Origin of the sequence: Methanofastidiosum sp., assembly GCA_013178285.1 — an archaeon.
Taxonomy (GTDB): domain Archaea; phylum Methanobacteriota_B; class Thermococci; order Methanofastidiosales; family Methanofastidiosaceae; genus Methanofastidiosum.
The window spans coordinates 19414-30493 of the sequence record JABLXD010000021.1 but is presented as its reverse complement, the minus strand read 5'-3'; the positions used below and the strand labels follow the sequence as shown (position 1 = coordinate 30493).

Sequence of the window (11080 nt, the reverse complement as noted above, 5' to 3'; positions counted from 1 at the left end):
GAAAGAAGCGTCGATGATGCCTGGATCGCCTATATCATAATAAGTTGATTCGCCTTCTTTTTTGTAAGGATGCCTTACTAATGTAGCCTTCCTTCTAACTTGCTCATCCTTTTCTAGCTTAACTATCAATTTTGACCAGTATTTCAAAACGTCCCCGCCGATGGGGATCTTCTCTTTTCCCCCGGTAACGTCATCATAGACTTGATTTGTGATTACAAGAGGTATATTGAAATCCCTAGCAATTCTAGATAGAATCAAAAGGTCGTTTCCAAGTTGTCGTGCTAGTTCAGTTCTTTTTTTGTGATCATACCCCTCAAGACGATATAAGGACACTAAGGAATCAACGCAAACAAACCCAATCCTTGTGCTCATTATTTTTTCAAGTTTTATCAAAGCCTGCTCTTGACTAGCAAAATCCCTTGGTTGGAAGACTATTATGTCTTCAAGATTTTTGACCCCCATTAGGGAAAGTCTTTTTGGGGAAAATCCGCCCTCTGTATCTATAAATACGGATTTCTTGCCCTTAAGAAGAGAATATTTACAGCACATTAAACAGAAGGTAGTTTTACCTGTTGCATGCTCTCCATAAACCTGTGTTATGATCCCTTCTGGAACGCCGTCTATTAATTGATCTAAAGGATTTCCTCCAAATTTTATTGTAATCACCCTGTTAATGGTACCATCTAAACTTGGTATATTTATAAAGTATATTCTAGAGGGGCTGACAAAAATATTCTCAATGAACATAGAAAATCTTTTATAGGGATAGTCTAGTTTTGATTTAAGGGCCCATGGTCTAGTTGGTCATGACGTCGCCTCGACACGGCGGAGGTCCTGAGTTCGAATCTCAGTGGGCCCACCATCTCTTTTAATGTGAATATATGAAAGATTCAAATTCTTATAACAAAGAAATAATAGAAGATGTTTTAGAGATATATTCCTCTATTAAAAATGGGATAGAAGATCGTCTGAAAGAGTTTTCTGAAGTATGGGAAAACGAAACTGAGGAAAATCTATTTTCTGAACTTGCTTTTTGTCTTTTGACTCCACAGTCAAAAGCTAAGATGTGCTGGGAGTCTATCTGTACACTTAAGGCGAAAAATGCTTTGATTTACGGAAGTGAAGAAGAAGTTCTAGATTGCCTTTACGGTGTCAGATTCAAGTACAAGAAAGCAAAGTACATAATTGAAGTAAGAGAATTATTCAAGATTTCTGGAAATATTTCAGTTAAGCGAGAAATTGAGAAAAATAACTCTCCTTTTGAAATTAGAGAATGGTTAGTAAAAAATGTAAAAGGGATGGGACACAAGGAAGCAAGCCATTTCTTGAGAAATGTTGGGAAAGGTCAAGATTTAGCAATCCTTGATAGGCATATACTAAAGAACCTTAAATTGATAGGAGTAATAGAAAAAGTACCCGAATCTTTACCGCCCTCTAAGTATATAGAACTAGAGCAAACTATGAGAGAATTCGCAAAAGAAATAGGAATTCCTCTTGACCACCTAGACATTGTTCTTTGGTATAAAGAAACTAAAGAGATATTCAAATAAAAAAATAAAAAATATGGATTTATGAAATCCATTCTTGAACTTGATCTCTGTTATTGTTTACCCATTCTTTTGCAACTTCTGCAGGGTCTCTGCCTTTGTCGCTGTATTCAAGTATCCATTCGCTTTGAGTTTCTGGAGTTACCTGGAACTTTTCAAAGAATGCATAAGCCTGCGGGAAGTCTTCTTTGAATCCTTTTCTTACAATAGTATATACTACGTCTCCGCCGCCGTATATTCCTTGAGGATCTTCTAGTTCTTTTATGTCAAATCTTGCAAATGCTGAATGGGGTTTCCATATTGTGAATACTACCCACTCGTTATTTAATATAGCAGAGTCTACTTCAGCCATCATTGCAGGGGTGCTACTTGATTTAAGGGTATATCCAGTAAGCCCATATGCACTAATTGCTTCGTTTGTTGAGTTCATTATTCCTGCACCTGGTTCAATTCCGACTATTCTAGCTCCAAACTCTGTTTCCTTTCCGTTCAAGTCAGATAAAGATTTAACGCCACTGTCATAAACGTATGTTGGAACAGCTAATCCTAGCCAAGTTTCTGGAACGTTTATATGAACTTGTTCAAGATTGTTTCCGTGGATTTTCCAGTATTCCTTATGGGTAACTGGTAGCCAACCTGCCAATAAAGAATCGATATTGCCTTCTGCCATTTCTGCATAGACTATACCTGCATCTAATTTGTTAGTCTCTACCTTATATCCCATTTCTTCTAGGATCACTTTAGCAACTTCTGTTTTTACTGTTACACCAGGCCATGGTGGAAGTCCAAATTTAATTGTTCCTTTGTCAGTTGATACTTGCTGTGTTTCATTTGCTTGCCCAGTACATCCAGTATTTAGCACAATAGAAAATACTAATAAAATTGTGCCAATATAAATTAGATTTTTTTTAGAATTTATCAATAATTACACCTCCAATTTTATCGATTAATATTAAAAAATTTTTAATACTTTAAAAGGTTTATGGATTATTATAAGAGCAAAACATTTTTAACTTAATTTAATATATTAATAGATATGTCAAGAAAAATGGCATATAATGTTAAAAAAAATGTACCAATCAAAGAATTGGACTATACAATACACATGTTAGAGGGCCAAGTTAGGCTTTTACAAAGATTGTACTTTATTAGATTTCTATACAAAGGTATGAGTGTGGAAGACGCTTCAGATCTTATTGGGATTACCAAAACTACTGGATATCATTGGCTAAAAAAGTGGAATGATAAAGGCCAAGAACAATTAATGCCCCATTTCAAAGGAGGCAGACACCCTAAACTCAATCAATTGAAAAAAGAAGAACTTAGAATAAAAATAAAGGAATTAGGACTAACAAAGTCAAGGGATATCCAAAGACTAATTCAGGAAAATTATGGTATTGATTATTCGTTATGGCAAGTTAGAAGAATAGTAAATTCCTTTGAAATACAAAAATAAAAATAAATTATTTCTTAGCAACTTTTTCTTCTTTTAGAACTTTTTTAGCTATAAAGAATACAACAAGCGCTAAGATTACAAAGTTAATAATCTGGGCCAAAAAAGATCCAGCTTTGATAGCTATAGGCCCTATATTTACCACAGCAGTTTCCCAGCCTCCGGAAGGCATGAAAGGCGTAATAATTGGCATGATAATATCTTCAACAAATGATTTGACTAGCGAAGTTGAAGCTGTTGCCATAATGAAAGCAACTGCAAGCCCCACTACCTTGTATTCTTTTAGAAAATCCATAAATTCTTCTACAAATCCCATATAATCACAATCAATACAATCCCCCACGTATAAATATTTTAAGGTTAGCAAAATATATTTTCAGATATCAAAATTAATTAATTTTATAATATAAAATTCATATTAAATATTAATAGATAATATAAAATTTATTAAATTTAAAATTAATAATGTTTTATAAATAAAAATAGAAACTTATTTAAAGGATTAAAGAAATGTCGAATTAATCGTATCTTAAATATTTTGATATATTTAGTATTTTGATTTTTTGGCGATAAAATGTTAGACTTAAAAATTAACAATCTTTACATGATTTTTGGAAAAGAACCTGAGAAAACATTTCCTCTAATTGAAAAAAATTTAACTAGAAAGGAAATAAAGGAGAGGACTGGACAAGTTGTTGCATTAAGGAATATAAATCTTGAAATTAACAAGGGTGAGATTTTTGTTATTATGGGACTTTCTGGGAGTGGCAAATCAACACTTATCCGATGTATTAATCGCTTGATAACTCCAACAAAAGGCGAGATACTAGTTGGAAATGAAAAAACGAATATTTTAGAACTCAATGAGAATGAGCTAATCAATCTTAGAAGAAAGAAGTTTGGAATGGTTTTTCAAAGGTTTGGCCTTTTGCCACACAGGTCTGTATTAGAGAATGTCATTTTAGGGCTTGAAATACAAGGCATTCCTAAAGAAAAGATGGAGGATATAGGTAAAAAAACATTGAAAGCTGTAGGGCTATCCGGTTGGGAAAATAGTATGCCTGACGAACTGAGTGGTGGAATGAAACAGAGAGTGGGGCTCGCCAGGGCATTGGCTGTTGACCCAGATATTCTGTTAATGGATGAGCCCTTTAGTGCATTGGATCCTTTGATAAGGGATACTATGCAAGAGGAATTATTGAGAATACAGAGAAAGATGAAAAAAACTATAATTTTTATAACTCACGATCTAAATGAAGCGGTAAAATTAGGTAATAGAGTTGCAATTCTAAACGAAGAGGGAGATATTGTTCAAATAGATACTGTTGAGAATATTTTACTAAATCCTGCTAGTAAATTTGTAGGTACTTTTGTTCAGAACGTTGATCGACATAAGGTAATTAAAGTTGAGTTTATAACAAAAAAGAATAAAGTTCTACTAACTCAAGACGTTAATCCTTCTGAAGCTATAGATCTACTAAAGAAGAGCAAAGCAAACAATTCATTTGTTGTTGATGAAAATAAAGTTCTTTTAGGGGTCGTTTCTTTGGCAGAATTAGAGAAGGCAAAATCTGAAGGAATTAAAACAATAAACACCATTATTAAAAAATGTAATGCTATAGAAAATGTTACTACCCTTGATGAGGCTTTGCCACTTTTGATTACATCAAAAACTGCCGTTCCTGTTGTAAACGAAGAAGGGGTTCTTTTGGGATACGCAAGTGAAAAGACGGCAGTGAACATTCTTAGAGGTGAGCAAAATGATTGAAATACCTCAAATACCGGTAGGAGAAGCAATAGTCGATATAATTAACTTTCTAAGAATAAATTTAGCGATATTGTTTGACATCATAAGGGCTTCGATATCAGGGACTGTTGAATTCTTTTATTCAGTCCTTATTCTCATGCCCCCAGTTTTGCTAATTGCAATATTTGCATTAATATCTTGGAAAGTGGCCAAAATAAAGGTTGCTATATTCTCTATAGTAAGTTTGGCCCTAATTATCAGCATGGGATTGTGGCAAGCTACAATACAAACTCTGTCTTTAGTTTTGGTAGCTACCATTATTGCACTTTTAATTGGACTGCCTTTGGGAATATTGAAAGCAAGGTCAAAAATATTCTGTACAATAATCGAACCTGTACTTGATATTATGCAAACTTTACCCTCATTATCTTATCTTATACCTGCTGTCCTTCTTTTTAGAATAGGAGAAGTTCCAGGTGTAATTGCAACTGTCATTTTTTCAATGCCCCCCGCAATAAGATTGACAAGTTTGGGCCTTGAACAAGTTTCAAAAGAAATGGTGGAGGTCGGCAAAGCCTTTGGTGCAACATCACGCCAATTGCTTCTTAAAATAGAAATACCTCTTGCCATACCGTCAATAATGATGGGTGTAAATCAAACTATAATGCTTGCATTCTCGATGGTTGTTATAGCCGGCTTTATTGGGGCCGGGGGACTTGGAGAAGTAATTATATCTGGATTACAGAGATACAGTTTAGTTGACGCTATAGAAGCAGGACTTTCAATTGTCTTTTTGGCAATTATTTTGGATAGAGTAACAAGGCAACTTGGAAAAATATATGATACAAAGAAAAATTAATTTTTTTACGTATATTAAAAATATTAACTTATTCTAATATAAGTAACTTAATTTTTATCTATTTTAAATTCGCAAAAGACTTTTATAGAATTAACAAATAATATAAAAATAGAAGAAATATCTATAAATAAAAAAGTAAGAAATGATAAAATGTCAGAGTTAATAAATTTAAACATATATTCAACAGAAGATTTGATACTAACTGCCATTAAAAGTGAAATTGATAGCAAATCTGCATATCTTAAAATCAAGGATTCTGTAAAGAATGCTATATTAAAGGACAAAATGGATTTTCTAGCTAAAGAAGAAGAGAAACATAAAACATTCTTTGAAATTCTTTACAAAAAAAATTATTCAGACAAGGTCATTAGATTGCCTGATAAATCCCCAGTCCCACTGCCTGAAATTAAGATTAAAGAGGAAACTATGGATTTAAGTGAAGTGCTTCAGCAAGCTATGGATGCTGAAATGGCAGCTAACAAATTTTATCTAGGGGTTTCTAATAGGTTTAAGGAAGAGAAAGAAATCTTCAATATGCTCAAATATATAGCCGACATGGAGATGGGTCATTACAAACTTTTAGAGATAGAAAAAGAAAATTCATTAAAATTTGAAAGTTATGACGATTTCTGGCCGATGATGCATGCTGGACCATAAAAAATAAAGTTAATACGTTACTTTTGATAAAATTAAAGGAGGAGAAGAAATGAACAAATATGTTTGCTCAGTTTGTGGATACGTCTACAATCCTGCAGAAGGAGATCCTGACGGAGATATACCCCCAGGTACACCTTTTGAAAAACTACCAAACGATTGGACATGCCCTGTATGCGGCGCAAGCAAAGACCAGTTTGAAAAACAGGAGGATTAAGAAATGATCCCAAGGGAAATTAAAAAAGACATATACTGGACAGGATTCATTGATTGGGACAGGAGACTCTTTGATTCACTTATCCCAACACCCCATGGAACTACCTATAACTCATATCTGGTAAAAGGTAGTGAAAAGACCATGTTGATTGATACTTCAGACTTTGGCAAAGAAAATAATCTACTAGATGCAATTGAGATGGCAGGAGTAAAAAAGATAGACTATATTGTATCAAATCATGCAGAACAGGACCATTCTGGATCTCTACCAAAAATTATAGAAAAATACCCAGATGCGAAGATAGTCACAAATGCTAAGTGTAAGGAATTAATTGAATCTTTTTTATTGATTCCTGAGGAAAAATTCATTGTTATTACTGACAATGATGAAATTTCTCTTGGTAATAAGACAGTTCAGTTTATGATTGCGCCTTGGGTGCACTGGCCAGATACTATGTTCTCTTATCTAAAGGAAGATAAAATTCTTTTCTCCTGTGATTTCTTGGGATCTCACTACGCTACAAGTGAACTATTTGTTTCAGATGAAAGAGAAGTCTATCTTTCGGCAAAAAGATACTATGCAGAAATAATGATGCCTTTCAGGACCATGATAAAAAAACATCTTGAAAGAATAGACAGATTGGATATCGATATAATTGCCCCAAGTCATGGACCCCTATACAATAAACCTTCATTTATTATTGAAGCTTACAAGGATTGGTCTGGAGATTCTGTTAAAAATCAAGTTGTAATCCCATATGTTTCGATGCACGGAAGTACAAAAGCAATGGTAGATCACCTTTCTCACGCATTGAGTAATAAAGGAATAGAGGTAAAGTTATTCAATCTTGAAATTGCTGATGCGGGAGAACTATTAATGTCACTAGTTGATGCTGCGACTATCGTAGTTGGGGCACCTACAATGTTAGTTGGACCACACCCTCTTGCATATTACGCAACATATGTTGTCAACGCAGTAAGGCCAAAAACTAAGTTTGTTTCAATTATCGGATCATATGGATGGGGAGGAAAAACAGTAGAAGATCTAAAAAATTTAATTACAAATATTAAAGTTGAATTAATTGAGCCAGTTTATATCAAAGGTTATCCTAAAGAGGCAGATTTCAAATCTCTCGATGTACTTGCAGAGGAGATATATAAAAAACATAAAGGATTAGGATTATGAAAATAGTGGGGTTAGATTATGAAAGAAAAAACTAAGAAAAATTTAATGGAAGCATTTGCGGGGGAGTCTCAGGCAAATAGAAAATATCTTGCATTTGCAAATAAAGCTGACCAAGAAGGTTATCCAGGAGTTGCAAAGTTATTTAGAGCAGCGGCAGCGGCAGAAACTGTGCATGCGCACGCACACCTTAGAGCTCTAGAGGGTATCAAAACAACTAAAGATAATTTAGCTGAGGCAATTTCAGGGGAAACCCATGAATTTGTAAGCATGTACCCTAAGATGATCGATGAGGCAAAAGAAGAAGGAGAAAAAATAGCCGAAAAATCTTTTGTTTTCGCCAATGAGGTAGAAAAGATACACGCAAATCTTTACAAGAAAGCTCTTGATAACTTGGATCATTTCCCAGTAAAGGACTACTATGTTTGTAGTGTCTGTGGATATACAGTTGCTGATGAAGCCCCAGATAAATGTCCTGTTTGCGGAGCGATGAAAAAAGCATTTAACAAACTAGAATAATCTACTTTATTTTTAATTTAAACTATCGATCAAATGCGTTTATGGCCATTTGCTCTTCAAGAGATTCCAACTTAATTCTTATATCTTCTTTTTCAGTTCTTACTGCAATTAACGAATAGAGACCTTTAATGCCTTTAATAGGCCCTATTTTTTCTACTTCGAGATTTCTTAATTCTTCGTTATCAGTTACTTTTGTTTTAACAAGAATGTCCCATTCCCCAGATATTTCGTGGACTTCAAGTAGCTCATCAATCATGGACAATTCCTTAGAGATTCTTCCAATATCCTGTATGTTGTCAATTGAAACCCTTATCCAGGCAGTGGTAAGTTTACCGCATTTTTTTGCGTCAAGTAATGGGACTATTCCCTTAATAATACCAAGCTGCCTCAATCTTCTTGTTCTATCATAGACTGTCGATTCTGCAGCACCTATTTTCTTTGAAAGATCTTTATAGGAAATAGTTGCATCTTTTTGAAGTTCTGTCAGTATATCCTTATCTAAATTGTCCAATTTAATTGGGGGTTCTGAAGCCATTTTATCCCTAAATACCCTTTGTATTAAATAATAATTATAAATTTAAATATTTTTCGGATAAAATTTATTTAAAAGAGGTTTATCTGTAAGAAAAATAGCTTGATTTTTGCCAGAGAAGTTATTTGTGCACCCAGCTTAATACCTCAGATACTAAGAATTTAAGTTCAGAAGGTTTTTGCCAAATACTGCTTGGTTTATGCTTCCAAAGGATAGAAACAAAGAATATCCCGAGTATGGCGTAATGGGTGGCAACTCTTAGTTTACGGGATTTAGTCTTGGAGTAGAACTTAGAGAGGTTATGCATTGAGTTCATTGTAAGCCTAGTTCCAATGCCAATTTTCTTTTGTTTTGTCATTTTGTCCAGCTTTTTAGATTATACTTAATAAAAAACCTAAACTAACATATAAAATTAATTATTAAAAGTTGTTAATGTAGGGGCCGGGGCCGAGATTTGAACCCGAGTCATGGGATCCACAGTCCCATAGGATAACCATGCTACCCCACCCCGGCCATCAGAGAACCTAAAGTTGGGATGTTTATAAATGTTATGGGAGTATCCTCTCAACTAACCACTTTGGATCAAAAGGTTCAAGTTCATCGTATCCCTGACCTGTTCCAATAAATAGAATAGGTTTCTCAGTGATATAACTTATTGAAAGAGCGGCTCCTCCCCTGGAATCTGCATCGACTTTGGTCAATATTGAGCCGTCAAGTCCAATATCTGAAAACTTTTCAGCTTGCTCAGCTACGGCGTTTCCAGCTAGGGAATCTCCGACAAATATCTTCATATCGGGATTTGATACTCTGACTAATTTTTTCATTTCGTCCATCAAATTTCTATTAATCTCTGAACGCCCAGCAGTATCTATTAAAACAACGTCTATTCCTCTAGCCTTTGCATGATTTATTGCATCAAATGCAACTGCTGCAGGGTCTGCACCATAATTATGTTTTATTACTTTTATTCCTATATTCTCGGCATGAAGTGTAAGCTGCTCAATTGAACCTGCCCTAAAGGTATCAGATGCCGCTATAACAACTTTGTATCCTTTGTCAAGTAGTAATTTTCCAAATTTGGCTATAGTTGTAGTTTTGCCCGTTCCAATGAATCCAACAAATGCAATTGAAAATATTTCCCCTGCTTTTCTTCTTTTATCTATTTCTTTAAAGATGTCGAATTTTTTGTATTCAAGGATTTCAGTAAGTGTTTCTTCAACTGCCGTTTTTACATAATCTTTTTTATTTGATGTAAGCCCAATCTTTTCCCCACTGAGTTTCTTTTTTAATTCTTCTACAATCTTCTCAGAAACTTTAAGAGAAACGTCACTCTCAAGGAGGGAAAGTTCAAAATCTTCTAATATTTTATCTAGATCTTTTTCAGTTACCTTCTTAGAACTAACGCCATCAACAAGGCCAGAAAATTTATTTTTTAGGGAGTCAAACAACTTTACCAACTCATAAAAGGGACTTTATTATGTCAACGTCTCTAACAATCCCTATTAGCCCCCCTTCGGCATTAATGACTGGTATCTGTTCGATGTTGTTCTTCTTCATTTCTTTTGAACATCTAGAAACAGGAGTTTTTCTTGTAACTGTTACAAGTTCAGTCGACATTACATCTTTAATAGGTTTCATAGGGAGCGTGAGTTTCCTTGAAACAATGTGTAAAGCATTCTTAGGCTCCCATGCCCAATCATCACCCTCTCCAGAAATGTTGAGCTCAGTTGTCTTAAGTTCGTCTAAGAATTCCCCAGAAGACATTATATCTTGGGTATCGACGATTCCTACAATTCCGCCATCGTTTCCTAATACCATGAAGAAATTAGATTTACTGTAAACCATGACCATGAGTGCAGATCTCAAAGGCGTATCTTGCCAAATGCATGGCACCTCTTCTTTCATGAACTTTTGGCATGGTTCGTTTATATCAAGTTTTGATACACCGTTCATCACTATATCACGAACGGCAACGACACCCATAAGTTTCCCGTCAGAAATAACTGGAACTCTTGTTAAATTATTGTCTAAGAGGATTTTGGCGACTTTTTTTATTGGGTCACCTTCTTTAACCGATTTGAAATCTCTACTCATTACTAAAGCGATTTGATCTTCATTAGGATTTTTTATTATATCTTCTAAAGAAATTATTCCAACAAGTTCCTTTTCCTTGTTTATAACTGGTAAATCTGGCTTCTTGTATTTTTGCATCTTTTCAAGTGCCTCGTTTACTGTAGCAGGTATAGTAACTGAAATTACGTCCTTAATCATTACTTCTTCAACTTTTATCATAATATCACGAAACAATTTAGTGGGCAGAACGTGCTTTAAGATAAAATAAGATATATAAAGCTTTTTATATCTTTTATA

The 11080-nt window shown here is 34.4% G+C and carries 15 protein-coding genes and 2 tRNA genes; 9 read left to right on the top strand and 8 right to left on the bottom strand.

The window, feature by feature from the left end; genetic code table 11:
* Window positions 1–747, bottom strand: a 747-nt coding sequence (radB, locus tag HPY60_07550) for a DNA repair and recombination protein RadB (GenBank protein ID NPV51030.1), incomplete at its 3' end; no start/stop codon positions are given.
* Window positions 748–785: 38 nt separating this feature from the next.
* Here radB and HPY60_07545 point away from each other — a divergent pair.
* A tRNA-Val gene (locus HPY60_07545) sits at window positions 786–862 on the top strand.
* A 19-nt stretch (window positions 863–881) separates the two neighbouring features.
* Window positions 882–1550, top strand: coding sequence for an N-glycosylase/DNA lyase (locus tag HPY60_07540; GenBank protein NPV51029.1), 669 nt, complete (start codon window positions 882–884; stop codon window positions 1548–1550).
* Window positions 1551–1569: 19 nt separating this feature from the next.
* Here HPY60_07540 and HPY60_07535 read toward each other — a convergent pair whose 3' ends face one another.
* Window positions 1570–2466, bottom strand: a complete 897-nt coding sequence (locus HPY60_07535; GenBank protein NPV51028.1) for a glycine betaine ABC transporter substrate-binding protein — start codon at window positions 2464–2466, stop codon at window positions 1570–1572.
* 117 nt (window positions 2467–2583) lie between these two features.
* Here HPY60_07535 and HPY60_07530 point away from each other — a divergent pair, with 117 nt between their 5' ends.
* On the top strand, window positions 2584–3003 hold the full coding sequence (locus HPY60_07530; protein NPV51027.1) for a transposase: 420 nt from the start codon (window positions 2584–2586) through the stop codon (window positions 3001–3003).
* A gap of 7 nt (window positions 3004–3010) precedes the next feature.
* Here HPY60_07530 and HPY60_07525 read toward each other — a convergent pair whose 3' ends face one another.
* Window positions 3011–3316: a large conductance mechanosensitive channel protein MscL gene (locus tag HPY60_07525; GenBank protein NPV51026.1), complete on the bottom strand. Its 306-nt coding sequence runs from the start codon at window positions 3314–3316 to the stop codon at window positions 3011–3013.
* 258 nt (window positions 3317–3574) lie between these two features.
* Here HPY60_07525 and HPY60_07520 point away from each other — a divergent pair, with 258 nt between their 5' ends.
* The 6 genes from HPY60_07520 (at window position 3575) to HPY60_07495 (ending at window position 8178) form a co-directional block, all read left to right on the top strand.
* Entirely contained in the window at window positions 3575–4768 is a 1194-nt protein-coding gene (locus HPY60_07520; GenBank protein ID NPV51025.1) for a betaine/proline/choline family ABC transporter ATP-binding protein, read from the top strand.
* On the top strand, window positions 4761–5606 hold the full coding sequence (locus HPY60_07515; GenBank protein ID NPV51024.1) for an ABC transporter permease subunit: 846 nt from the start codon (window positions 4761–4763) through the stop codon (window positions 5604–5606). The genes HPY60_07520 and HPY60_07515 overlap by 8 nt, the downstream gene beginning before the upstream one ends.
* Before the next feature lie 150 nt (window positions 5607–5756).
* Window positions 5757–6263, top strand: a complete 507-nt coding sequence (locus HPY60_07510; GenBank protein ID NPV51023.1) for a ferritin family protein — start codon at window positions 5757–5759, stop codon at window positions 6261–6263.
* A gap of 49 nt (window positions 6264–6312) precedes the next feature.
* Entirely contained in the window at window positions 6313–6477 is a 165-nt protein-coding gene (locus tag HPY60_07505; GenBank protein ID NPV51022.1) for a rubredoxin, read from the top strand.
* A gap of 3 nt (window positions 6478–6480) precedes the next feature.
* Window positions 6481–7662, top strand: coding sequence for an FprA family A-type flavoprotein (locus HPY60_07500; GenBank protein ID NPV51021.1), 1182 nt, complete (start codon window positions 6481–6483; stop codon window positions 7660–7662).
* Between the two features lie 18 nt (window positions 7663–7680).
* Window positions 7681–8178: a rubrerythrin family protein gene (locus tag HPY60_07495; protein ID NPV51020.1), complete on the top strand. Its 498-nt coding sequence runs from the start codon at window positions 7681–7683 to the stop codon at window positions 8176–8178.
* A gap of 22 nt (window positions 8179–8200) precedes the next feature.
* Here the strand turns inward: HPY60_07495 and HPY60_07490 are convergent, their stop codons facing one another.
* The 5 genes from HPY60_07490 to HPY60_07470 form a co-directional block, all read right to left on the bottom strand.
* A complete protein-coding gene (locus tag HPY60_07490) occupies window positions 8201–8713 on the bottom strand; it encodes an Lrp/AsnC family transcriptional regulator (protein NPV51019.1) in 513 nt (170 codons plus the stop codon).
* Window positions 8714–8831: 118 nt separating this feature from the next.
* Window positions 8832–9068, bottom strand: a complete 237-nt coding sequence (locus HPY60_07485; GenBank protein ID NPV51018.1) for a hypothetical protein — start codon at window positions 9066–9068, stop codon at window positions 8832–8834.
* Window positions 9069–9149: 81 nt separating this feature from the next.
* Window positions 9150–9223, bottom strand: a tRNA-His gene (locus HPY60_07480).
* Between the two features lie 35 nt (window positions 9224–9258).
* Window positions 9259–10158, bottom strand: coding sequence for a signal recognition particle-docking protein FtsY (ftsY, locus tag HPY60_07475; GenBank protein NPV51017.1), 900 nt, complete (start codon window positions 10156–10158; stop codon window positions 9259–9261).
* Window positions 10159–10168: 10 nt separating this feature from the next.
* On the bottom strand, window positions 10169–11002 hold the full coding sequence (locus HPY60_07470; GenBank protein NPV51016.1) for a CBS domain-containing protein: 834 nt from the start codon (window positions 11000–11002) through the stop codon (window positions 10169–10171).
* Between the last annotated feature and the right edge of the window lie 78 nt (window positions 11003–11080).

Coding starts and splice junctions, on each gene's coding strand:
- HPY60_07540 (NPV51029.1), top strand. CDS start 882: ATGAAAGATTCAAATTCTTATAACAAAGAAATAATAGAAGATGTTTTA.
- HPY60_07530 (NPV51027.1), top strand. CDS start 2,584: ATGTCAAGAAAAATGGCATATAATGTTAAAAAAAATGTACCAATCAAA.
- HPY60_07525 (NPV51026.1), bottom strand. CDS start 3,316: ATGGGATTTGTAGAAGAATTTATGGATTTTCTAAAAGAATACAAGGTA.
- HPY60_07520 (NPV51025.1), top strand. CDS start 3,575: ATGTTAGACTTAAAAATTAACAATCTTTACATGATTTTTGGAAAAGAA.
- HPY60_07515 (NPV51024.1), top strand. CDS start 4,761: ATGATTGAAATACCTCAAATACCGGTAGGAGAAGCAATAGTCGATATA.
- HPY60_07510 (NPV51023.1), top strand. CDS start 5,757: ATGTCAGAGTTAATAAATTTAAACATATATTCAACAGAAGATTTGATA.
- HPY60_07505 (NPV51022.1), top strand. CDS start 6,313: ATGAACAAATATGTTTGCTCAGTTTGTGGATACGTCTACAATCCTGCA.
- HPY60_07500 (NPV51021.1), top strand. CDS start 6,481: ATGATCCCAAGGGAAATTAAAAAAGACATATACTGGACAGGATTCATT.
- HPY60_07495 (NPV51020.1), top strand. CDS start 7,681: ATGAAAGAAAAAACTAAGAAAAATTTAATGGAAGCATTTGCGGGGGAG.
- HPY60_07490 (NPV51019.1), bottom strand. CDS start 8,713: ATGGCTTCAGAACCCCCAATTAAATTGGACAATTTAGATAAGGATATA.
- HPY60_07485 (NPV51018.1), bottom strand. CDS start 9,068: ATGACAAAACAAAAGAAAATTGGCATTGGAACTAGGCTTACAATGAAC.
- HPY60_07470 (NPV51016.1), bottom strand. CDS start 11,002: ATGATAAAAGTTGAAGAAGTAATGATTAAGGACGTAATTTCAGTTACT.